This is a genomic window from Pseudomonas sp. 8Z, assembly GCF_902506535.1.
Classification (GTDB): domain Bacteria; phylum Pseudomonadota; class Gammaproteobacteria; order Pseudomonadales; family Pseudomonadaceae; genus Aquipseudomonas.
Map to the genome: position 1 here is coordinate 894013 of NZ_LR733825.1, position 22937 is coordinate 916949.

Annotated in this window: 20 protein-coding genes; 9 read left to right on the forward strand and 11 right to left on the reverse strand. The window is 60.2% G+C overall.

Annotation, left to right across the window (positions count from 1 at the left end):
• The first annotated feature begins 5 nt into the window (after nucleotides 1-5).
• Genes AERO9A_RS08300 through AERO9A_RS08310 form a run of 3 tightly spaced genes read left to right on the forward strand, consistent with a single transcriptional unit; the run spans nucleotide 6 to nucleotide 4817 of the window.
• A complete protein-coding gene (locus tag AERO9A_RS08300) occupies nucleotides 6-638 on the forward strand; it encodes a PilX N-terminal domain-containing pilus assembly protein (RefSeq protein WP_256665880.1) in 633 nt (210 codons plus the stop codon).
• On the forward strand, nucleotides 574-4389 hold the full coding sequence (locus AERO9A_RS08305; RefSeq protein ID WP_256665881.1) for a pilus assembly protein: 3816 nt from the start codon (nucleotides 574-576) through the stop codon (nucleotides 4387-4389). Before AERO9A_RS08300 ends, AERO9A_RS08305 begins: the two co-directional genes overlap by 65 nt.
• 2 nt (nucleotides 4390-4391) lie before the next feature.
• Nucleotides 4392-4817 (forward strand): type IV pilin protein, encoded by a 426-nt coding sequence (locus tag AERO9A_RS08310; protein ID WP_159971427.1) that lies wholly within the window; start codon nucleotides 4392-4394, stop codon nucleotides 4815-4817.
• 66 nt (nucleotides 4818-4883) lie between these two features.
• On the opposite strand, the gene ispH is transcribed toward AERO9A_RS08310, so the two are convergent.
• From ispH to murJ, 6 genes are all read right to left on the reverse strand, one after another.
• Complete coding sequence (ispH, locus tag AERO9A_RS08315) at nucleotides 4884-5828, reverse strand: 4-hydroxy-3-methylbut-2-enyl diphosphate reductase (RefSeq protein WP_159971428.1); 945 nt, start codon at nucleotides 5826-5828, stop codon at nucleotides 4884-4886.
• Nucleotides 5829-5967: 139 nt separating this feature from the next.
• Nucleotides 5968-6405 (reverse strand): peptidylprolyl isomerase, encoded by a 438-nt coding sequence (locus tag AERO9A_RS08320; RefSeq protein WP_159971429.1) that lies wholly within the window; start codon nucleotides 6403-6405, stop codon nucleotides 5968-5970.
• Nucleotides 6402-6908: a signal peptidase II gene (lspA, locus tag AERO9A_RS08325; RefSeq protein ID WP_159971430.1), complete on the reverse strand. Its 507-nt coding sequence runs from the start codon at nucleotides 6906-6908 to the stop codon at nucleotides 6402-6404. The genes AERO9A_RS08320 and lspA overlap by 4 nt, the downstream gene beginning before the upstream one ends.
• Nucleotides 6901-9735 (reverse strand): isoleucine--tRNA ligase, encoded by a 2835-nt coding sequence (ileS, locus tag AERO9A_RS08330; protein ID WP_159971431.1) that lies wholly within the window; start codon nucleotides 9733-9735, stop codon nucleotides 6901-6903. Before ileS ends, lspA begins: the two co-directional genes overlap by 8 nt.
• Nucleotides 9732-10682, reverse strand: a complete 951-nt coding sequence (ribF, locus tag AERO9A_RS08335; protein WP_159971432.1) for a bifunctional riboflavin kinase/FAD synthetase — start codon at nucleotides 10680-10682, stop codon at nucleotides 9732-9734. Before ribF ends, ileS begins: the two co-directional genes overlap by 4 nt.
• A 61-nt stretch (nucleotides 10683-10743) precedes the next feature.
• On the reverse strand, nucleotides 10744-12285 hold the full coding sequence (murJ, locus tag AERO9A_RS08340) for a murein biosynthesis integral membrane protein MurJ (protein ID WP_159971433.1): 1542 nt from the start codon (nucleotides 12283-12285) through the stop codon (nucleotides 10744-10746).
• Nucleotides 12286-12475: 190 nt separating this feature from the next.
• On the opposite strand from murJ, the gene rpsT reads away from it, so the two are divergent.
• On the forward strand, nucleotides 12476-12754 hold the full coding sequence (rpsT, locus tag AERO9A_RS08345) for a 30S ribosomal protein S20 (protein ID WP_159971668.1): 279 nt from the start codon (nucleotides 12476-12478) through the stop codon (nucleotides 12752-12754).
• A gap of 123 nt (nucleotides 12755-12877) precedes the next feature.
• On the opposite strand, the gene AERO9A_RS08350 is transcribed toward rpsT, so the two are convergent.
• On the reverse strand, nucleotides 12878-13165 hold the full coding sequence (locus tag AERO9A_RS08350; RefSeq protein WP_159971434.1) for a PA4642 family protein: 288 nt from the start codon (nucleotides 13163-13165) through the stop codon (nucleotides 12878-12880).
• 155 nt (nucleotides 13166-13320) lie between these two features.
• Here AERO9A_RS08350 and dauA point away from each other — a divergent pair, with 155 nt between their 5' ends.
• Nucleotides 13321-15048, forward strand: a complete 1728-nt coding sequence (gene dauA, locus AERO9A_RS08355; protein ID WP_159971435.1) for a C4-dicarboxylic acid transporter DauA — start codon at nucleotides 13321-13323, stop codon at nucleotides 15046-15048.
• A gap of 118 nt (nucleotides 15049-15166) precedes the next feature.
• Here the strand turns inward: dauA and AERO9A_RS08360 are convergent, their stop codons facing one another.
• Nucleotides 15167-15724, reverse strand: a complete 558-nt coding sequence (locus tag AERO9A_RS08360) for a hypoxanthine-guanine phosphoribosyltransferase (protein ID WP_159971436.1) — start codon at nucleotides 15722-15724, stop codon at nucleotides 15167-15169.
• Between the two features lie 321 nt (nucleotides 15725-16045).
• Here AERO9A_RS08360 and upp point away from each other — a divergent pair, with 321 nt between their 5' ends.
• The gene (upp, locus tag AERO9A_RS08365) at nucleotides 16046-16684 is read left to right on the forward strand and encodes a uracil phosphoribosyltransferase (protein WP_159971437.1); all 639 of its coding nucleotides are present in this window, start codon (nucleotides 16046-16048) and stop codon (nucleotides 16682-16684) included.
• 2 nt (nucleotides 16685-16686) lie between these two features.
• A complete protein-coding gene (locus tag AERO9A_RS08370; RefSeq protein ID WP_159971438.1) occupies nucleotides 16687-17943 on the forward strand; it encodes a uracil-xanthine permease family protein in 1257 nt (418 codons plus the stop codon).
• Nucleotides 17944-17997: 54 nt separating this feature from the next.
• On the opposite strand, the gene AERO9A_RS08375 is transcribed toward AERO9A_RS08370, so the two are convergent.
• On the reverse strand, nucleotides 17998-19011 hold the full coding sequence (locus AERO9A_RS08375; protein WP_159971439.1) for a DUF481 domain-containing protein: 1014 nt from the start codon (nucleotides 19009-19011) through the stop codon (nucleotides 17998-18000).
• A 155-nt stretch (nucleotides 19012-19166) separates the two neighbouring features.
• Between AERO9A_RS08375 and AERO9A_RS08380 the strand changes: the two genes are divergently transcribed.
• Both AERO9A_RS08380 and AERO9A_RS08385 read left to right on the forward strand, forming a co-directional pair.
• Nucleotides 19167-19529 (forward strand): MGMT family protein, encoded by a 363-nt coding sequence (locus AERO9A_RS08380; protein ID WP_159971440.1) that lies wholly within the window; start codon nucleotides 19167-19169, stop codon nucleotides 19527-19529.
• A 40-nt stretch (nucleotides 19530-19569) separates the two neighbouring features.
• A complete protein-coding gene (locus tag AERO9A_RS08385; RefSeq protein WP_159971441.1) occupies nucleotides 19570-21366 on the forward strand; it encodes an AmpG family muropeptide MFS transporter in 1797 nt (598 codons plus the stop codon).
• A 55-nt stretch (nucleotides 21367-21421) separates the two neighbouring features.
• Here AERO9A_RS08385 and AERO9A_RS08390 read toward each other — a convergent pair whose 3' ends face one another.
• Both AERO9A_RS08390 and AERO9A_RS08395 read right to left on the reverse strand, forming a co-directional pair.
• Nucleotides 21422-22249, reverse strand: coding sequence for a mechanosensitive ion channel family protein (locus tag AERO9A_RS08390; RefSeq protein ID WP_159971442.1), 828 nt, complete (start codon nucleotides 22247-22249; stop codon nucleotides 21422-21424).
• 98 nt (nucleotides 22250-22347) lie between these two features.
• Nucleotides 22348-22827: a YajQ family cyclic di-GMP-binding protein gene (locus AERO9A_RS08395; RefSeq protein WP_159971443.1), complete on the reverse strand. Its 480-nt coding sequence runs from the start codon at nucleotides 22825-22827 to the stop codon at nucleotides 22348-22350.
• Nucleotides 22828-22937: the final 110 nt, after the last annotated feature.

A 22937-nucleotide genomic window follows, 5' to 3' on the forward strand; every position in this document is an offset into this window, starting at 1 on the left:
ACACCATGAAACGCCAAGAAGGCGCCGTGCTGCTCGTTGCCCTGGTCATGCTAGTGGTCATTACCCTGCTTGCCGTCGGCAGCATGCGCAACGTCACCCTGGAAACACGCATCACCGCCAACCGCGCGCAGACCGTACAACTGGAAAATGCTGCCGATGCGGCGCTACGCGAAGCGGAGTTCCGTTATTACGGCCCCGGTAATATCGCAGACAAATTGACGCCAAGCGCGAGCAATTGCAGTACCGCAAATACCCTACGAAGCAACAACCTAAACAAACCCTGTCTGTTGGAAATCGTAGAAAGCAAACTGCAGGATTTCGTCGAAAAACCATGGATCCCCCTAGATAGCGCACTAGGAGAGCTGTCCCAAGACGGTCTGAGCTGGATGCCTTACCGAGGCACTGACGCAGCCAATACAACATCAGCTAATAGCACGCATGATGTTGCCTGGAACAGCACATTGGCCCCTGCGAGTAAAACCTCCGCAATCAATGCTGAATACGGAGATATGCAGTCAGGAAAAGGAACGTATTTTTACCTGAACAATGCCAAAGCAACGCCAAAAGCAGGAATTGCCGGCCCTGACCTTTATTTACAATCCAGCCACGGCAATATTTACCTTGGCATCAATAACTGAGAGTGCAGCCATGAAATTCATTCGTGACGCTTATGCGAAAACCATGGCCTGCACAATAGCCGGGATTGTCCTGCTCAGTGCGGCCGACGCCTATGCCGATGTTTCACAAAGCCCGCTAAGCCTTACCGTTGGCGTGCCGCCCAACATGCTGCTGACCCTGGATGACTCGGGCAGTATGCGCTGGGGCTTTGCGCCGGACAATATGGCGGCGGCCTATACCACTCGGCGTGTGAAATCCAGTTCATTCAACCCGATTTACTACAACCCCAGGGTCACCTACAGGGCGCCGATCGTATTCGACACCAATGGTATTGAGCAGCAATTGTCGACTACTTTTACAGCGGCCTTCCATAATGGCTTCAATACAAGTGTCGGCTCAGTTGATCTAAGCGGGGCAAACTATAGAGTCTCTTGGGACGTCCCCATCACCGACGCACCGTCAAGTTACTCTTATACTAATGCGACTAACTATGCTGCCCCAACCGGAACGGTTTTCCGCCTGGCACAAAACCCCGACACGGACTTTACAGCCACCGCCACCCTGACTTCAGACGGTTCAACCAGCGTACAAACCCCTGGCGGGATAACATTCAATATTACACGCAGTTCTTCAACTGTAAGTTGTGGGCGCCGTTGCACTACAACTGTCGCGCAATGTAGCGCGACAGCGAGCCATACAAGCTTAACGAGCGCCCTCACTCCATCCTGCACAATAAATGGAAACAACTTTACAGCATCTCTAGCACAACAGAGCGTTCCCGCTTATTACTACACCTACGACCCAACCTTGGCGAGCAACTGCACAACCGCCAATGACAACTGCTACCGATTGAATTTTGTTGGTACCAGCGAACAACAAAACTTCGCCAACTGGTACTCGTTCTATCGCAACCGTGCACTGGCTACAGTTTCTGCGGCAGCACTGGCCTTCTATGACCTGTCGCCCTCTGTGCGCCTGAGCTGGCAGAGCCTTGGCAACTGCACCACCTTCAACAGCACCAGCGCCAGCAACGCGTGCAAGATCAACGCGTTCAAGGAATATTCTCCTGCGCACAAGGGCCAGCTCTATGCCTGGTTGCAAAGCATCGCCTTTGACCAGAGCACTCCCCTGCCTGCCGCTCTCAAGCGGGCGGGTGAGTTCCTGAGCACCAGCACGCCCTGGCAACTGAACCCGAATGGCACTGGCAACACAACGCAAAACACCTACGCCTGCCGCGCCAGTTACCACATCCTCATGACCGATGGGCAGTGGAACTCCACCACCACCATGCCCAGTAATTTCCGGGATGATGCCGCCAGCTTTACGCTCCCGGATGCCAGAGCCTTCAGTGCGCGCCGCCCTTACACCGATGCAACAGCGGAAACCCTGGCCGACTTGGCCATGCATTACTGGGCCACGGACCTCAACCCAAACCTGCAAAATAGAATCACCGCCTATACCCCGTTCAAGAGCGGCGACACCACCACCGATTACTGGGACCCGCGCAACGACCCGGCAACCTGGCAACACATGACCAACTTCGTCATGGGCCTGGGGCTTACCGAGTCGCTGAACAACACCAACGTACCCTGGGCTGGCAGTACCTTTACAGGTACCGGCTATGCCAACTTGGTGTCCGGGGCCGCCAACTGGCCTGCCGCCTCCAGCGGCAGCGCCAACAACGTCTATGACCTGTGGCACACGGCGATCAACTCACGCGGGGAGTTTTTCAGTGTGGACAGCCCCGACGCCATGGTTCAGGCATTTGACGACATCCTCCAGCGCATTGCCGACCGCAAGTCCACCGCCGCGCGCCCCGCCATCAACTCCGGCCAAATCAGCGCAGATATCAACGACAACGGCGTGGTCAAAACCGTCTCCTACCAAACCTCCTATGCCAGCGATGACAACTGGTCGGGAGATCTCAAGCGCTTTGAAAAAACCTGGAATGCTCAAACCAACGCCTTCGAGACCCGCCAGATCTGGAGTGCAGCCAGCAATGTGCCAAGCACCCGCACGATCAAGATTGCCGGCAACAGCTCCAGCGGCCTGGTTGACTTCACCTGGAACAACGCAGGCAGCGCCAGCACCGTCGGCACACTGGCCTACTGGCTAAGCCGCAACCCAGAGAACGGCAATGCCACGGACACCCTCGGTCAGCAACGCCTGGCATACCTGCGCGGAGACCGCAGCGGTGAAGGCACGACATTCCGCCGCCGCAGTGGCGTTCTGGGCGATTTTTATTCGTCGTCACCCGCCGTCGTTCTGGGCGCTCGCTATCTGGTCAACATCGCCAATAACCTGGAAAACACCACCAGCTACACCGCCTTTGCCAGCTCTGCCGCGCAGCGTACACAACGTGTCTATGTCGGCGGTAATGACGGCATGCTGCATGGTTTCAACGCGTTAACGGGTGCAGAGGAGTTTGCCTTTATCCCCAGCGCGGTGTTCAACAAGCTGAACAAACTCACCGGCAGCAACTACAGCCACGAGTTCTATGTCGAGGGCAGCCCAGTCGTTGCCGATGTATTCGATGGCACGAACTGGCGCACCATTCTGGTCGGCACGCTCAAAGCCGGTGGCAAATCACTCTTTGCCCTGGATATCACCACCCCGGGCAGCGAACAGCTCCTGTGGGAGTTCGATGACAGCGACCTGCCGAACGATGCCGAGGTGAAAATGGGCTACAGCTTCTCGCAGCCCACCATCGCCCGCCTGCATGACGGTAGCTGGGGCGTGGTCTTCGGCAATGGTTATGAAAGCGCGGGCAATACCAACGGCAAAGCCGCGCTGTTCATTCTCGACGCCTTGCAGGGCACCGTTCTGAGGCGCCTGGAGGTGCAGGGCACCACAGGCGTTGCCAATGGCCTGTCGACGCCCAAACTGGGGGACTTCAATGCTGACGGCGTCGCCGACTATGCCTACGCAGGCGACCTGCAAGGCAATCTCTGGCGCTTCGACCTGCTACGAGATGGCCGCGATGAAGACACGCCGTTCACCCGTGACGATGACGGGGCTGGCGCCCGCAACGACTTCGAGGTGTCCTACGGCGGCGCCCCTCTGTTCAGGGCAACTTTCGGTAGCACCAGACAGCCTATTACCTCGGCCCCCAGTCTAATTCGACATCCAAGCACCAGCGGCTATCTGGTGGTCTTTGGCACCGGGAAGTTCTATGAAACCGGTGACAAGGACGGCGACAAGAGCATCTCCCAAACGGTGTACGGCATCTGGGACAAAGAAACCCTGGGCCAGGACACAGGCAACCCCAACATCAGCCGCGGCAGCCTGCAGCAACAGACCATCACGACGTCAACCACGGTCAGCGCCGAGGATGGCAGCACCCGCGAAGGCCGCGTGATCAGTAACAACAATATCGATTGGACGACTCAAAATGGCTGGTACCTCAACCTGGTACAAACCGATGGCGAAATGGTCGTCGAAGACCTCTCGCAACTGGGCCGCACCCTGTTCTTCCAGTCGCTGGTACCCAATAGCGACCCCTGTGGAGACGGCGCAACCAACTGGACTTATGCACTCAACCCCTTTACCGGCGGCAGAACCAGTCGTAACTCATTCGATTACTCACCAACATCGAATGTGGGCACGGACAATGTTTCCGCAATCAGGCAGGATGGCGAAGGCGGCGGGACCCTTTCGCAAGACTCCGATGGCGGATTCCAGTACAACACTGGCCAGGAATCCGTCACCATCTACCCGGATCCCTCCAGCATCGGTCGCCAAACCTGGCGCCGAGTGGAAAACGAGGAGTGAATATGAAAGAGCGGTATGTGCGCCAGAGCGGTTTCACTCTGATAGAAGTCATGATCGTCGTGGTGATCATCGGCATCCTGGCCTCGATTGCCTACCCGAATTACAGCGAGTACGTGAAGCGTGGTAACCGCACCGAAGGTCAGGCGTTTCTCAATGACGTCGCCGCCCGCCAGGAGCGCTACTTCGCTCAGAACAGCGCCTACATCACCAGCGATGCAAATGTCGCCAAACTGGCGCTGAAAAACGGCACGCTTTCGGATACCGGCAAATACTCACTGTCGCTGAGCAAGGTCGATGATGACGGTGGCTATACCCTGACCGCAGGCCATCAATTCGATGACGACAAGTGTGGGGATTTGACCCTGGACGCCAAGGGCGTCAAAGGGCACACCGGCACAGCTGCAAGCGTTGACGATTGCTGGCGATAGAAAAACCGCATACAAAAATGCCCCGCTTTCGGATGAACGCGGGGCATTTTTTTCAGCGCGACAGGCTTAGATAGCTTTTACCCGCAATTCCTTCGGCATGGAGAAGGTAATGTTCTCCGGCCTACCATCCAGCTCGGTCTCCCCTTCAGCGCCCCAGGCGCGCAGTTGTTCAACCACGCCGCGTACCAACACTTCAGGAGCGGAAGCGCCTGCGGTGATGCCGACGCCTTTGGCATCAGCAAACCACTCGGCGCGCATATCCTCGGCGCCATCGATCAGATACGCGGGTGTGCCCATGCGCTCGGCTAGCTCGCGCAGACGGTTGGAGTTAGAGCTATTAGGGCTGCCAACCACCAGCAACACATCACACTCGCTAGCGAGCTGTTTGACCGCGTCCTGGCGGTTCTGGGTGGCATAGCAGATGTCGTCCTTGCGCGGCCCGCCAATGGCCGGGAACTTGCCACGCAGGGCATCGATCACCTTGCTGGTGTCATCCATCGACAGCGTTGTCTGAGTCACGAACGCAAGATTCTCTGGGTTACGCACCTGCAGCTCGGCCACATCCGCCTCGTCCTCAACCAGATAGATGGCGCCGCCATTACTGGCGTCGTACTGGCCCATGGTGCCCTCCACTTCCGGGTGGCCGGCGTGACCAATCAGGATGCACTCGCGCCCTTCACGGCTGTAACGCACCACCTCCATGTGCACCTTGGTCACCAGCGGGCAGGTCGCGTCGAAGACCTTGAGGCCACGCCGCGCGGCCTCGTCGCGCACGGCCTTGGAGACGCCGTGGGCACTGAAGATGACGATGACGTCATCCGGCACCTGATCCAGTTCCTCGACGAACACCGCGCCACGGGCGCGCAGGTCTTCGACCACGAACTTGTTGTGCACCACTTCATGACGCACGTAGATAGGCGGGCCGAAGACTTCCAGGGCGCGGTTGACGATCTCGATGGCGCGGTCGACACCGGCACAGAAGCCACGGGGATTGGCGAGTTTGATATACATGCAAGGCATCTCGCGATAAATCGATGGATCGGCCCAAGGCTCTTGAGCGATCCCGAAAGTCGAAGCCTGCGCGCAATGCGTGCAGGCTGCAAGAAGAGCTCGCGGCTAAAGCCGCTCCTACAGGCTAGGCACTGCTGATTTAGAGCGCTTTGACGTCGATGATTTCCACGTCGAACTGCAGCACTTTACCGGCCAACGGGTGGTTGAAGTCGATGGTCACCTGCTTGTCGTCGAAGGCCTTGACCACGCCCGGTAGCTCGGTGTTGGCCGCATCGTTGAAGATCACCAACAGCCCTTCGGAAAGCTCCATGCCCTCGAACTGGCTACGCGGCATGATCTGCACGTTCTGCGGGTTGGGCTGGCCGAAGCCCTGCTCGGGTTGCACCTGCACGCTGCGCTTGTCGCCAGCCTTGAAACCGTACATAGCCTGTTCAAAGCCCGGCAACAGGTTGCCGTCACCGACCGTGAAGGTCGCCGGTTTTTTGTCGAACGTGCTATCGACCACATCGCCATTCTCCAGCTTGAGGGCGAAGTGCAGGGTCACTTCCCGATCCGGGCCGATGCGTACATCTGTCATTGCGCAGCCTCCTTCGCGGGCTTGTCACTCTTGAACATATCCAACCCCAGCAGGATAGCGCCGATGGTGATGAAGGTGTCAGCCAAGTTGAAAGCCGGGAAGTACCAGCGGTTCTGCCAGTGCACCAGAATGAAATCGACCACATGCCCCAGCACCACACGGTCATAGAGGTTGCCCAAAGCGCCCCCTAGCACCATAGCCAGCGCCACTGCCAACAGCGTCTCGTTGCGCTTGAGGCGCTTGAGCCAAACCACCAGTACGGCACTGACGATGACGGCAATACCAGTGAAGAACCAGCGCTGCCAACCATCGGCGTCGGCCAGGAAGCTAAACGCCGCGCCTTTGTTATAGGCCAAAGTCCAACTGAAGTAGTCGGGAATGACCACGATCTGCTGGTACATGCTCAAGCTGCCCTCGAAGAAATCCTTGGTCAGGCGATCAGCGATCAGCACCAATACACTGAGCAACAGCCAGGGCAATTTGCCGAAACGAGCATTAGGCATGCTTGCGCACCTCACCAGTGCCTTCGATATTGCTCACGCAGCGACCACAAAGCTCTGGATGCTCGGCATGGCTGCCAACATCGGCACAGAAATGCCAGCAACGACCGCACTTGCTGTGAGCCGACTTGACGATTTTCAACTTCAGCCCTGGCACCTCAGTGCCCACAGCATCGGCAGGCGCCTCGCTCAATGGCGCGGTTTGCGCGGCGGAAGTAATCAAGGCAAAGCGCAGCTCATCCCCCAACTTGGCCAAATCACCAGCCAAAGCATCATCGCTGAACAGGGTCACCTCGGCTTGCAGGCTGGCGCCGACGGTTTTGCTTGCACGCAGGTTTTCCAGCTCCTTGTTGACGGCGCCCTTGACCGCCATAACGCGCTCCCAATAGCCGTTATCCAGTTCGAAACCTTCCGGCAGACGGGCCAGGTTTTCGTACCAGGTCGCCAGCATCACCGACTCGGCGCGCTCGCCCGGCAGGAACTGCCAGATTTCCTCGGCGGTAAAGGCCAGCACCGGGGCGATCCAGCGCACCAACGCCTCGCAGATGTGGAACAACGCGCTCTGGCAGGAACGGCGCGCCACGCTGTCGGCGGCGGTGGTGTACTGACGATCCTTGATGATGTCCAGATAGAAGCCGCCCAGCTCCTGCACGCAGAAGTTGTGCACCTTGGAGTAGACGTTCCAGAAACGGTACTCGCTGTAAGCCTCGGTCAACTCGTCCTGCAAACGCGCGGTGGCATCCACCGCCCAACGATCGAGGTCGAGCATCTGCTCGGGCTGCAGCAGATCCTTGGCCGGATCGAAGCCGTTGAGGTTGGCCAGCATGAAACGTGCGGTGTTGCGGATACGGCGGTAGGCATCGGCGCTGCGCTGCAGAATCTGGTCGGAAACCGCCATTTCGCCGGAGTAGTCGGTCGAGGCGACCCAAAGGCGCAGGATGTCGGCGCCCATGCTGTCGATCACCTTCTGCGGCGCGACCACGTTGCCCAGCGATTTCGACTGTTTGCGGCCCTGCTCGTCCACGGTAAAGCCGTGGGTCAGCAGTTCTTTGTACGGCGCATGGCCGTCGATGGCGCAGCCGGTCAGCAGCGAGGAATGGAACCAACCACGGTGCTGGTCGGAGCCTTCCAGATACAGGTCAGCCACCGGGCCATCGGCATGCGCCAACTCGGCGTGGGAGCCGCGCAGTACGTGCCAGTGCGTGGTGCCAGAGTCGAACCACACGTCCAGAGTGTCGCGGCTCTTGTCGTACTGGTCGGCCTCGGCGCCGAGCAGCTCAGCGGCGTCGAGCTTGAACCAGGCCTCGATACCCTCCTGCTCGACGCGCTTGGCGACTTCTTCCATCAGCTCGACGGTACGCGGGTGCAGCTCGCCGCTCTCTTTGTGAGTGAAGAACGGAATCGGCACGCCCCAGTTACGTTGACGCGAGATACACCAGTCCGGGCGCCCGGCGATCATGCTGTGCAGGCGCGCCTGGCCCCAGGCCGGGACAAACTTGGTTTCTTCGATGGCCGCCAGGGAACGCTCACGCAGGGTGCCGCCCTCTTTCGGCTGAGCGTCCATCCCGACGAACCACTGCGCGGTAGCGCGGTAGATCAGCGGCGTCTTGTGGCGCCAGCAGTGCATGTAGCTGTGGTTGATGCTGGCGTGCTTGAGCAGCGCGCCGACTTCTTCGAGCTTGGCGATGATGGACGACGTGGCTTTCCAGATGAACTGACCACCGAAGAACGGCAGCGAGTCGACATACACGCCGTTGCTCTGCACCGGGTTGAGAATCTCGTCGTTGCTCATGCCGTAGCGCTTGCAACTCTGGAAGTCATCCTCGCCGTAGGCCGGCGCGGAGTGGACAATACCAGTACCGGCGCCCAGCTCAACGTAGTCGGCCAGGTACAGCGGCGACAGGCGGTCATAGAACGGGTGACGGAAGTTGATCAGTTCCAGCGCCGAGCCCTGGGCGGTGGCGACCACTTGGCCTTCGAGGCCAAAGCGCTGCAGGCAGCTCTCGACCATTTCCTCGGCCAGCAACAGCAGGCGCTCGCCCACATCCACCAGCGCGTAGGTAAATTCCGGGTGCACGTTCAACGCCTGGTTGGCCGGAATGGTCCAGGGCGTGGTGGTCCAGATGACGATGGAGGTCGGCTTGCTCAGGCTGGCCAGGCCGAAGGCGGCGGCCAATTTGCCTGCGTCTTCAACCGGGAAGGCGACGTCGATGGCTTCGGACTTCTTGTCCTGATACTCGACTTCGGCCTCGGCCAGGGCCGAGCCGCAATCGAAGCAGAAGTTGACCGGTTTGAGGCCCTTGAACACGAAGCCGTTCTTGACCATTTCCGCCAGGGCGCGGATCTCGCCGGCCTCGTTGGCGAAGTTCATGGTCAGGTACGGGTTGTCCCAGTCACCCAGCACGCCAAGACGGATGAAGCCGGCCTTCTGCTCCTCCACCTGTTCGGTGGCGTAGGCACGGCAGCGCTCGCGGGTCAGATCCGCCGGCTGGTTCTTGCCGAAGGTGGTCTCGACCTTGTGCTCGATCGGCAAGCCGTGGCAGTCCCAGCCTGGCACGTAGGGCGCGTCGAAACCGGCCAGGGTCTTGGAGCGGACGATCATGTCCTTGAGGATCTTGTTCAGCGCATGGCCGATATGGATGCTGCCATTGGCGTAGGGCGGGCCATCGTGCAGGACGAACTTCGGGCGCCCCTCGCCCGCCTTGCGCAGCTTCTCGTACAGGCCAATATCAATCCAGCGCTGCAGGGTCTGCGGCTCGCGTTGCGGCAGGCCAGCCTTCATCGGGAAGGGAGTGTCGGGCAGGTTCAGCGTGGCTTTGTAATCGGTCATGTCGGGCTCTTCATCAGCGGGTGGCTCTGCCAATAGTCACGGGCAGCGGCAATATCGGCGGCAATCGCCGCCTTCAAGGCCTCCAGCGAGGCGAAACGCTGCTCATCACGCAGCTTGTGGTGGAAAGCCACCAAGAGGCGCCGGCCATAAAGGTCGCCGGCAAAATCCAGAAGGTGCACTTCCAGATGGGCGCTGCCGTCACCGGCAACGCTGGGGCGCACGCCGATATTGGCGACGCCCGGTTGAATCACGCCATCGATCTCACAGCTCACCAGATAAACACCGGTCAGCGGCACCTTGCGCCGTTTGAGCTGAACATTGGCAGTCGGTGCATTGAGCTGGCGGCCAAGCTTCTGTCCGTGCAGGACACGACCGGCGATGCGGAACGGCCGCCCCAGCAGGGCTTCGGCCAAAGCGAAATCGCCAGAGGTCAACGCCTCACGTACGCGGGTGCTGCTGACGCGCCCACCCAGCACCTCGATGGTGGTCGAGGCGTCGACACTGAAGCCATGACGCAGCCCGGCCGCCTTGAGAAATTCGAAATCACCCGCGCGGTCGCAGCCGAAACGAAAGTCGTCGCCGATTTCCAGATCCTGCACCTTGAGCCCATCGACCAGCACGCGCTGCACGAATTCGGCCGCCGAAAGCTCGCGCAAACGACGATTGAAGGCCAGACACAGCACCAGATCGACACCCTCTGCCGCCAACAAGGCGAGCTTGTCGCGCAGCCGGGTCAAGCGTGCCGGCGCGGTGTCAGGGCCAAAGAACTCACGCGGCTGCGGCTCGAAGATCACCACACAGCTAGGCACGGCCAATTCTGCGGCACGCTCACGCAAGCGCGCCAGGATGGCCTGGTGCCCACGATGAACGCCGTCGAAATTACCGATGGTGACCACACAGCCACGCGCGGGCGGCTGCAGGTTATGAAGACCTCGAACCAGCTGCATAACAGGCTTCTTGTTCACAAAGTGGCCGATTATACGCACAGCGCGCCGCGTACAACAGGCATCACAGCGCCTTGCGGGCAAAGTCACGCGGGCGGAAACCGAGCAACAGCAACATGCCAAAATACGCCGCCAGGCCAACTGCCACCAAAACGCCTAAACGTAGCAAACGCAGCAGCATCTCGCCCTCGGCCCAGGCCGGCATGATCTGCAGCATGCCCAGCAGCGCCGCCACCATCACCGCCACCGCCAGCACCAACTTGAGCAGGAACATGGCCCACCCCGGCTGCGGCCGGAAAATATCGCCACGGCGCAACTGCCAATACAGCAGCCCGGCATTGAGACAGGCCGCCAGACTAATCGACAGTGCCAGACCAACATGCGCTAACTGCAGACCGAAGACGAACAACGCGTTCATCGCCTGAGTCGCCAGCAAACTGACAATGGCAATACGCACCGGCGTCTTGATGTTCTGCTGGGCATAGAAACCGGGGGCGAGAATCTTGATCAGAATTAGCGCCAACAGGCCGACCGCATAAGCCACCAAGGCCTGCTGGGTCATCAGAGCATCTTCGGCGCCGAACTTGCCGTACTGGAACAGCGACACCACCAAGGGCTCGGCCAGGATCGCCAATGCCAGCGTACAGGGCAGCACCAACAGAAAGCACAGGCGCAAGCCCCAATCGAGCAGGCGGCTGTACTCATCGCGATCCTGGCTGGCATAGGTTTTCGACAGCGCAGGCAGCAGGATGGTGCCCAATGCCACGCCAAGCACACCGGAAGGCAGCTCCATCAGGCGATCGGCGTAGTACATCCACGACACCGAACCGGCCACCAGAAAGGAAGCGAAAACCGTGTTGATGATCAGCGAAATCTGGCTTACCGACACGCCAAAGATCGCCGGCCCCATTTGCTTGAGCACCCGCCACACGCCGCTATCACGCAGATTCAGGCGTGGCAGTACAAGCATACCGATGCGCCTGAGATGCGGCAGTTGCCAAAGCAACTGCGCCAGACCACCAACCAGTACGGCCCAGCCCAGCGCCATGATGGGCGGATCGAAATAAGGCGCGAGAAACAGGGCGAAGACGATCATGCTGACATTGAGCAACGTCGGCACGAAGGCCGGCACGGAGAAACGGTTCCAGGTGTTGAGGATCGCCCCGGCCAGCGAAGACAGCGAGATCAGCAATATATAAGGAAAAGTCACCCGCAACAGGTCAGTGGTGAGTTCGAAACGCTCGGCATCGCCTGCAAAACCTGGAGCAGAGACCCAAACGATCCAGGGCGCAGCCAGCACACCAAGGGCCGTGACCAGCGCCAGCACCAGGGTCAACAAGCCGCTGATATAGGCGACAAAGGTACGCGCCGCCTCCTCGCCCTGCTGCATCTTGTACTCGGCCAGAATGGGCACGAAAGCCTGGGAGAAAGCCCCCTCGGCGAAGATCCGGCGCAACAGGTTGGGCAGCTTGAAGGCCACCACAAAGGCATCCGAGGCCACTCCAGCGCCAAAGGTGCGGGCGATGATGGTGTCCCGCACGAAGCCCAGTACGCGGGAAAGCATGGTCAGAGAGCTGACAGCAGCCAGGGATTTGAGCAGATTCATGAGTGTTTGGGCTTTTCCGAACAATTGCGAACGTGGACAATCCCTCGCTCGTAAAAGCGTCGAGTGTAGCGAGCCACCGCTGGTCAGGCCAGCAGCGAAAAGTGCCCGCGGACTTGACAGCCGAAAGTCATATCGGCATGATTCGCGGCCTTAATTTGTGTAAACCCCCCAGTTTTCGAGGAGCTTGACGGTGGCCAACTCACCTTCTGCCAAAAAACGCGCCAAACAGGCTGAGAAGCGCCGTAGCCATAACGCCAGCCTGCGCTCCATGGTCCGTACCTACATCAAGAACGTCGTCAAGGCCATCGCTGCCAAAGACCACGAGCTTGCCAAGACTGCCTATACCGTTGCTGTTCCGGTCATCGACCGCATGGCTGATAAAGGTATCATCCACAAGAACAAAGCCGCTCGTCATAAGAGCCGCCTGAACGCGCACATCAAAGCGCTGGGCGAAGCTGCTGCCGCCTAATTAGCGCGCAGGTTCTTGAAAAACCGGCCTCTGGGCCGGTTTTTTATTGCCTGCAATAAATCACCAAGCATAAAAATACCCGCGCTCTTACGAGATGCGGGCATTCAGACCAGCTAGTGAATATCAGCCACGCGCCGCCTTGATCACCTCGATGTAAGGCTCGGCGTTGCGCTGATCCTGAATCAGCGCAACGAAATCATTGCCCTGCGCATCCTGCGCCGAGAGGTCATAACCGGCCTCGACGAAGAAGCCGACAAAGCGCTCGAAGTCGTCAACACGCAGACCACGATAGGCCTTGATCAGCTTGTGCAGAGAAGCGGGCGTGGCATCGGCCGGTTCCACGCCGAGGAACAGCTTGATCGAGTCATCGCTGATCTCTTCGCCGATCACCTGCTTCTTGTCTTTACGCATCGCCCACTCCGCCAACTTGTAGAAAGGGTCGCAAGTGTAACGCCGCCACCGGCCACGCTCAACGCGCAGCTAGCGACGCCTGCGCGCCGCCGCAAGTCAATACCGGAAAGATAGCGGCTCCCCCTATAATGCCGCAGAGCCGACCGGGAGCTGCCATGCCACGCCTGTCATTGCCGTTGTTCGCCGCCTGGCGCCAGACCCTGCGCGCCGGTTACTCCTGGAAAGCCCTGCGCGGAGACCTAAGCGCCGGCCTGACGGTCGGCATCATCGCCATTCCGCTGGCGATGGCACTGGCCATCGCCGTCGGCGCGGCACCGCAGCACGGTCTGTATACCGTACTGATCGCCGCGCCGCTGATTGCCCTGTTCGGCGGTTCACGCTTCAACATTTCCGGCCCGACAGCGGCCTTCGTCGTGATCCTGCTACCTATCACCCAGCAACACGGCCTCGGCGGCCTGCTGCTGTGCACGCTGATGGCCGGCATCATCCTCATCGGCTTAGGCCTGTTACGCGCGGGGCGACTGATCGAATTCGTGCCCTACCCTGTCACGCTGGGCTTCACCGCCGGCATCGGCATCGTCATCGCCATCCTGCAGATCAAGGATTTACTCGGGCTGACGCTGCCCGGTAGCGCACAACACCTGACCGAAACCCTGGTGTTGTTGGTACGCGGCCTGCCCAGCCTGAGCCTCGGTGATAGCCTGGTGGCGCTGTGTACTTTGGCCACCCTGCTGATATGGCCGCGACTACTGCCGAGGATACCGGCACACCTGATTGCCCTGACGCTCGGCGCCCTGCTGACGCTGGCGCTCGAACATTTCGGCCTGCATGTGGCCACCCTTGGCGAGCGCTTCAGCTACGACCTCGACGGCATCGCTCATCCTGGCATCCCGCCATTCCTGCCCAGCCTGGCATTGCCCTGGAATCTGCCAGGCGCCGATGGCCAGCCCTTGCAACTGTCATTCGAACTGATCCGTCAGTTGCTCGCCCCGGCATTCGCCATCGCCATGCTGGGCGCCATCGAATCGCTGCTGTGTGCCGTGGTAGCGGATGGCATGAGCGGCAGCAAGCACGATCCGAACGCCGAGCTGATCGGCCAGGGCCTGGGCAACCTGCTCGCCCCGCTGTTCGGCGGCATCACCGCCACTGCCGCCATTGCCCGCACCGCCGCCAACGTACGCGGCGGCGCCTTCTCTCCACTGGCGGCGATCATCCATGCCGGCGTGGTACTGGCCGCTATCCTGCTGCTCGCACCGCTGTTCAGCTACCTGCCGATGGCCGCCCTGGCAGCGCTGCTGTTGATGGTGGCGTGGAACATGAGCGAGCCCAAGCACGTGCTGCACACCCTGCGCATCGCGCCACGCGGCGACGTGCTGGTGCTGCTCACCTGCCTGGTGCTGACAGTCGTGTTCGACATGGTGCTGGCCGTCGCCGTGGGCCTGCTACTGGCTGCAGGGCTGTTCATCAAGCGCATGAGCGAGCTGACCGACACCGCCGCGCTGGATCGCCAGCAACGTCAATCTCTTCTCGATTTGCCGGAAGCGGTAATGGCCTACACCATTCGCGGCCCGCTGTTTTTCGGTGCGGCAGAGAAGGCCCTGAGCGTGCTGCGCCGCTTCAGTACAGGTGTGCAGGTGGTGATCGTCGACATCAGCGCCGTGCCCCTGCTGGACATGACCGCCATTGCCGCGCTGGACAACGTACTGCGCGATTATCGCCAGCAGGGCATCGCCCTGATCCTCAGCGGCGCCACTGCGCAGGTACGCCTGCAACTACGTCGCGCCGGAGTGCAGCGCCACAAGGGTGAATTGGCCTACGTGCGCAATTTGCCGCAAGCGCGGCAGAAGGCTTTGCGCTGGCTGGAAGAGAGCCCGCAGGTTTAGCCCAGCGCCTGCAGGCCTGGATTGTATCCGCGGCCACTCGCTCGATGGCATAACCACCCGCGCGCGCCTAACGGCAGACGCGCCTGAGCAGTCACGCCAGGTTCGCGAGCAGAGGGCGTTACAGACCCTTGACCGCGTAGATGCCCGCCGCGTTGCGCCAGTAACCTTTGTAGTCCATGCCATAGCCAAAGATGTAGCGATCGATGCACGAAAGCCCCACGTAGTCGGCCTTCAGATCCGGGCGCGCCTTGCGGTCATGCATTTTGTCGATCAGCACCGCCGTGTGCACGGCACGCGCGCCTGCGTGGTGACAGAAATCGATGATCGCCCCCAGGGTGTGCCCCTCATCGAGGATGTCATCGATGATCAGCACATCACGGTCGATGAACGAGACTTCCGGCTTGGCTTTCCAGAACAGCTCGCCACCACTGGTTTCATTGCGATAACGGGTGGCATGCAGGTAGGAAGCCTCCAGTGGGAAATTCAGCTTGGTCAGCAGCTTGCCGGAGAAAATCAGGCCGCCATTCATGACGCAAAACACCACCGGGTTGCGCTCGGCCAGGTCGGCATTGATGCGGGCAGCCACCTGATCGATGGCGGCCTCCACCTGAGCTTCGGTGAACAGGCAATCGGCTTGCGCCATCACTTGGCGGATATGCGCGAGATCGGCAGGCATGACGTTTCTCTCTTTTGGCTAGCGGCGGCATTAAGCAGCATAAAGCTGATCAAACCGTCAGATAAAAACGGGAAAAGGTACAGGCCTGCGCAGCGACGAACAAGCCCGAGCAGACAAACGTAACCGCTCGGTCAGGATTTAGCACGCCAGCGACCAGTCAATCACCACTTGGTATGAGCAATGCTTTAATCTAACGCGTTTTTTTCACAACCCGTCGCCCCTCGATCAGTCCGCACGCTGTATGAGCACGCCCTGCGCATGCTCATCGTCGCAGTGGTCGCTGTGGTGTGGGCGGATGTTCAGCCAGTCGGAGAGAGACCCATGCCCATTCGCGAGATTCGCCACCCACTGATTCGTCACAAGATCGGCCTGATGCGCCGCGCCGATATCAGCACCAAAAACTTCCGTGAGCTGGCTCAGGAAGTGGGCGCCCTGCTGACCTACGAGGCCACCAACGACCTGCCACTGGAGCCCTACGAGATTCAAGGCTGGGCCGGCCCGGTGCAAGCGCAGAAGATCGCAGGCAAAAAGATCACCGTGGTGCCAATCCTGCGCGCCGGTATCGGCATGCTCGACGGCGTGCTCAGCCTGATCCCTGGTGCCAAGGTCAGCGCCGTTGGCGTCGCGCGCAACGAACAAACCCTGCAAGCACACACCTACCTGGAAAAGCTGGCGCCGGAAATCGACTCGCGCCTGGCCCTGATCATCGACCCGATGCTGGCCACCGGCGGCTCCATGGTTGCCACCATCGATCTGCTGAAAAAAGCCGGCTGCAAGGAAATCCGCGCCATGGTGCTGGTTGCCGCCCCCGAAGGCATCAAGGCAGTCAATGACGCTCACCCAGATGTCGTTATCTACACCGCCTCCATCGACCAGTGCCTTAACGAGCACGGCTACATCATCCCTGGGCTTGGCGATGCCGGTGACAAGATCTTCGGTACCAAGCAGAAGGACGCCTGAGCATGAGCGAGTACAACGATCCGCTGCCCAAGCAGATCCTTTCCGGCGCGCAGATGCTCTTCGTCGCGTTCGGCGCCCTGGTGCTAATGCCGCTGATCACCGGTATGGACCCCAATGTGGCGCTGTTCACCGCCGGCCTCGGTACCCTGCTGTTTCAACTGGCGACCGGTCGTCAGGTGCCGGTGTTCCTGGCGTCCAGCTTCGCCTTTATCGCCCCGATCATCGCTGCCAAGGGTGAGTTCGGCATGCCAGCGGTACTCGGCGGCGTAGTGGCCGCAGGCTTCGTTTATATGCTCCTGGGGCTGGCCGTGAAGGTGAAAGGCCCTGGCTTCATCGACCGTATTCTGCCGCCCGTGGTGATCGGCCCGGTGGTCATCTCCATCGGCCTGGCGCTCTCGCCAGTCGCCGTAAATATGGCCATGGGCAAGACCGGCGACGGCGCAGCAGAGCTTGTGCCGTATCAAACCGCGATGTTCATTTCCATTCCCGCCCTGGCAACCACCGTACTGGTGGCCGTGCTCGGTAGCGGCCTGTTCCGCCTGGTGCCGATTCTCTCCGGTATCGTGGTCGGCTGCTTGCTCTCGGCCTATTTCGGGGTGATCGATACCAGCAGCATCGCCGCCGCACCCTGGCTGGCCATGCCCAAGTTCATGGCTCCTGAGTTCCACCTGGGTGCCATCCTGTATATGGTGCCGGTTGCCCTGGCGCCAGCCATCGAACACATCGGCGGAGTGATCGCCGTCGGCACCGTCACCGGTAAGGATTTCGTACGCAAGCCCGGTCTGCACCGCACCCTGCTCGGTGACGGCCTGGCCACATCCGCTGCTGGCCTGTTCGGCGGCCCGCCCAATACCACCTACGCCGAAGTCACCGGCGCGGTGATGCTGACCAAGAGCTTCAACCCCAAAGTGATGACCTGGGCGGCGATCTTCGCTATCGCCCTGGCCTTCATCGGCAAGTTCGGCGCCGCGCTGCAGGCCATTCCGGTACCCGTGATGGGCGGCATTCTCTGCCTGCTGTTCGGCTCCATTGCCGTGGTTGGCCTCAACACCCTGATCCGTCATCAGGTGGATCTGTCCGAGGCCCGCAATCTGGTGATTGTCTCGATCACTCTGGTATTCGGTATCGGAGGTATGGTGATTGGCGGCAAGGAGTTCGCTCTGTCGGGCATATCCCTGTGCGCCATCAGCGCACTGGCGCTCAACCTGCTGCTGCCAGGCGGCGGTGGATGGCGCAACAAGCCTCAGGAAGAGCCTTGAAACGAAAAAGCCCGGAAGCGATTCCGGGCTTTTTCTTTAGCGCTCGTCTGAAACTTACCAGCCAACACCAAAACCAAGGGTGTAGCGGGTTTCATCCAGATCGCCTTCGGCACCACTGACCACATCCTTCTCGGCCTTCATGTTCAGCGAAGCCCAGTCGGTGACCTTGTAGCGCAGACCCACTTCAGCATCCAGGCTGAAATCGGCAGCGCCACTGAGCGGCCTGCCAACCTCACCGGTGCTGAACAGCTCCACCGTCTTACCGACCAAGTAACGGTTGTAATCCCACTTCACGCTGAGCTCGTAGAAACGATTGCGCTCACCGTTGCTGAAACTGTAGTCACTGCGGTTGGCCAGAGTGGCGACGGAGAACGCGCCCAGCTCGTCATCCCAAAACTGATAACCCGGCCCCGTACCAACCGTGCGCTGACGCTCCAGCTCCTCGACTCGATCACGCTTGTATTCGAGACGGCCCTGCCAGAACAGTTTCTCCGTCAGGAAGCGGTCGAGGGCGTACTCGGTCGACCAGTTGTCGGTGCTGACCACGTCGTCCTTTAGCTCGCGGTTGTACTCCGCCTGCGCGTTGTGCCGCCATTGCCCGTGACGGGCTTGGGTATCGATGTCCACGTCATAGTCATCGGTGTCGCTTTCGGCGCGCTTGTAGTCCATAGCCAGGTCGATATTGCCCTTCCAGACGAAATCCTCGACCAGCGGCTTGGGTTTCATGATCTGCTCGATCTGCGCCAGCTCCACTGTCTTCGGCGCCTCGCCATTGGCCAAGGTGACCTTGCCCGGCTCGGCCGCCAGCAGTGACTTGGCGCGCTCGCCATCGACGGGGCCCATCTTGACCAGCAGTTCGTGATCGCTCTCCAGAGTGGCCACTTTCTTCCAATCAAGCGGAATCGAGCCGCCATAGTCAGTCTGCAACAGCAGCTTACTGCCGTCGAAGACACGAATGGTGCCGGTGAGGCGGTCGCCATTCTTCAACCAGACGGTATCGGCAAGGACGGGAGCACTGAACAGGGCGATGCTCAGACTGAGCAGGGAAACAGAAGCTGAACGCGGCATGGCAAAAACAATCGGCTCGGGAGTGGCAAAAGCCGGGCATTATGAGGACGCCCAGCACCAGAGCAAGAGCTGACCGACGTGATGCAACAGAGTTCAGCACTTTCAGCTCAGCGGCACTGTCGAATTTTTTTCAGCACGCCAGGTACGCCCCTCATATGGATAGACAAGTAGCGATGCAATATCCCGCGTCAGCCAGCCTCGACGCCCGGCGCGAGGCACTGTATCTGGCACTGGCACAGATACCCGCAGGCAAGGTCATCAGTTACGGCGAATTGGCCAGCCTGGCCGGGCTGGGCCGTGCCGCGCGCTGGGTCGGGCGAACCTTGAGCCAATTGCCAGAAGGGACTCGCCTGCCCTGGCACCGCGTGATCGCCGCGGGCGGGCGCCTCAGCCTACCTGCAGGAACAGCCTCCGGTAGCGAACAGCGCGCACGCTTGCGAGCCGAGGGCGTGAGCATTCTGAACGAACGTGTGGATATGCGCCGCCACGGCTGGCGTCAAACGGAGCTCTCCAGTTAGAGTGCGCGCAACCAAACCGCTACCCCCAGACTCAAACCCAATGCCACGTAAATCCTGGCGAGAAGCCCTCGCCACCTACGCCAACCCCGCCACACTGGCACTTCTGCTCTTAGGCTTTGCCGCAGGCCTGCCTTACATGCTGGTGTTTTCGACGCTATCGGTCTGGCTGCGCGAGGCCGGTGTGGCTCGCGAAACCATCGGCTTCGCGAGCCTGATCGGCCTGGCCTACGCCTTCAAATGGGTGTGGGCGCCGATGCTCGATCAATGGCGCTTGCCCCTGCTCGGCAAACTCGGCAGGCGCCGCTCCTGGCTAGTGCTGGCGCAAGGTCTGGTGGCCATCGGCCTGATTGGCATGGCCAACTTCGACCCGCAGACGCACCTGTCCTCGCTGATCGCCCTAGCCGTGCTGGTGGCTTTTGCATCGGCCACCCAGGATATCGCCGTCGATGCCTACCGCCTGGAAATTCTCGGCGACGAACACCAGGCCGCGCTGGCCGCGGCCTATATGACCGGCTACCGAGTCGCAGCGCTGCTGGCCACGGCCGGCGCCCTGTACTTCGCCGAAGGCTTCGGCTCCACCGCCAAGGACTACCAGTTCAGCGCCTGGACGGGCACCTATCTGGTGTTCGCCCTGCTTATGCTGCCTGGCTTACTCACCTCGATCTGGATGCGTGAGCCCGCGGCGCCGACACCTATCCAGGCAACACCGCCAAAGCACGGTTTCTTTCATCAGTTGCTGTCGATTCTGGCGGTGATCGTGCTGGTGATTTCCGTGCCGACGATGTTCATTCAGTTCTACCAGAGCGACCTGCTGCCAATGCTGATGGGCAACGTCAGCGCACAAGAGCTGCTGTACAACGACCGCGCCTTCCTGCGTGCGCTGCTCTACACGGCGCTGACCTGCGTGTGCGCCTCGGGGTTGTTCTGGGGCGGCCTGGCGCCGGTACTGAAAACCGCAGCCGCTAAGTACGGTTTCTTCCATCAGTTGCTCTCCGTCCTGCTGCTGATCATCCTGCTGATCTCGATACCGGCGATGGCCACACAGTTCTACGAGAGCGACCTGAGCCTGGTCTTCCAGGGGCAGATGAGCCTGCAGGATCTGCTCTATTACGACCGTGCCTTCTTGCGCGCACTGCTTTATACCCTGCTGACCGGCCTGTCGATTTCCAGCCTGTTCTGGGGCGGCATGGCGCCGGTACTCACGCCAGTCAACGATTTCATCCTGCGCTACCGCTGGCAGGCACTGCTGCTGCTGTCGCTGATCGCCACCTATCGCCTGTCGGATACGGTGATGGGGGTGATGGCCAACGTGTTCTACATCGACCAAGGATTTACCAAAGAGCAGATCGCCAGCGTCAGCAAGATTTTCGGCCTGATCATGACCCTGCTCGGTGCTGGGGCTGGCGGTCTGTTGATCGTACGCTTCGGCATCATGCCAATTCTCTTCGCCGGCGCCCTGGCTTCGGCCGCGACCAACCTGCTGTTCATGGCCCTGGTGGGCATGGGCGCACACCTGCAGATGCTGGTGGTGACCATCAGTTGCGACAACTTCAGCGCCGGCCTGGCGACCTCGGCTTTCGTCGCTTACCTGTCGAGTCTGACCAACCTGAAATTCTCCGCCACCCAATACGCCCTGCTCAGCTCGATCATGCTGCTGCTACCCAGGCTGATCGGCGGCTATTCAGGCGTCATGGTGGAGAAACTCGGCTATGCCCATTTCTTCCTCGCCACAGCACTGATGGGCGTACCGACTCTGCTGTTGATCGTCCTGCAATGGCGGCGCGATCTGCAGGCCCCGCCGGAGGCTGAAGAGCCGCCGACGCTGGAAAAGGCCTGAGGCCACATGCAAAGAGCCCCGGACATGCCGGGGCTCTTGCGTATCAGGGCTGCAATCAGTCGGCCTTGGCCATGTGCACCACACGCTGCGGGAAGGGAATGCCAATCCCGGCGGCAGTCAGCCGCTCCTTGGCCAGTTCGATGAACTCGAAGGTCACGGGCCAGAAATCGCCGGTGTTGACCCACACGCGCATCGACAGATTCACCGCGTTGTCACCAAGCCCCGTGACGAATACCACCGGCTCAGGATCACGATGCACACGCGGATCATTGGCAATCTCCAGCAGCACCTCACGGGCACGCTTGATATCGCTGGAGTAATCGATGCCAACGACAATCTCGGCGCGCCGCCGAGGCTCGCGCGAGTAGTTAGTGATGTGGCCGTTGGACAGCGAGCCATTGGGCACGATCACCACTTTGTTATCAGCAGTTTTCAACGTGGTATGGAAGATCTGGATGCTGTCGACGCTACCGGATACACCCTGCGCCTCGATCCAGTCACCGGCGCGGAACGGGCGAAAGAACATGATCAGCACGCCACCGGCGAAGTTCGCCAGGCTACCCTGCAAGGCCAGACCAATAGCCAGACCAGCAGCACCGATCATGGCGATGAAAGAGGTGGTCTCCACACCGATCATCGAGGCTACGCTGATCAGCAGCAAAATTCGCATCACGATGCTGACGAGGCTGCCAATGAAACCGCTCAGCGCACGATCGACCTTACGCCCTTCAAGCAAGCGACCAATGCTGTTGGTCAACTTGCCGATCAACCACCAACCGATCAGTAGCGTAACCAGCGCCAGGGTCAGCTTGCCGCTGTACTCCAGCACGACGGGCAGCCAAGCCTCGGATAGCTTGACCAGTTCGTCGACGTTCATCTCCATGGGTTGCTCCTGTGTCCTATGCATGAAACGAAACCGCCATGGCATGCCATGGCGGTTAAAGTGCTATCAAGGTTGCGACGCCTTGGTGCACTAAAGGTTCAATCGCGGAAGTTGTTGAACTGCAGCGGCATGCCAAATTCATGACCGCGCAGCAAAGCGATGGCTTCTTGCAGGTCATCGCGCTTCTTGCCGGTTACCCGTACCTGCTCGCCCTGAATGGCAGCCTGTACCTTGAGCTTGGCATCTTTGATGTGCGCGACGATCTTTTTCGCCAACTCCTTGTCGATACCTTCGCGGAAGGTGATCTCCTGCTTCATCACCTTGCCCGAAGCATAGGGGTCCTTGGCTTCCATGCACTGGCTGTCGATCTTGCGTTTGATCAAGCTGCCACGCACGATGTCGAGCACCTGTTCAAGCATGAACTCGGCTTCGGCGGTCAGCGTGAGGGTTTTATCTTTGCTCTCGATGCTGCATTTACCTCGCAGATCGAAGCGGCGGTCGAGTTCCTTGATGGCATTGTCGACCGCATTGGTCAGTTCGTGTTTGTCCAGTTCCGACACCACGTCGAACGAAGGCATGAGCGAGCTCCTGATGGACGGCACGATACTCTTCACGGAGTAAGCGCGCCTGACTTGACGATAACGATAGCGGGCCCATTATAACCAGACTGTTACCTGCCTTTTGGCCC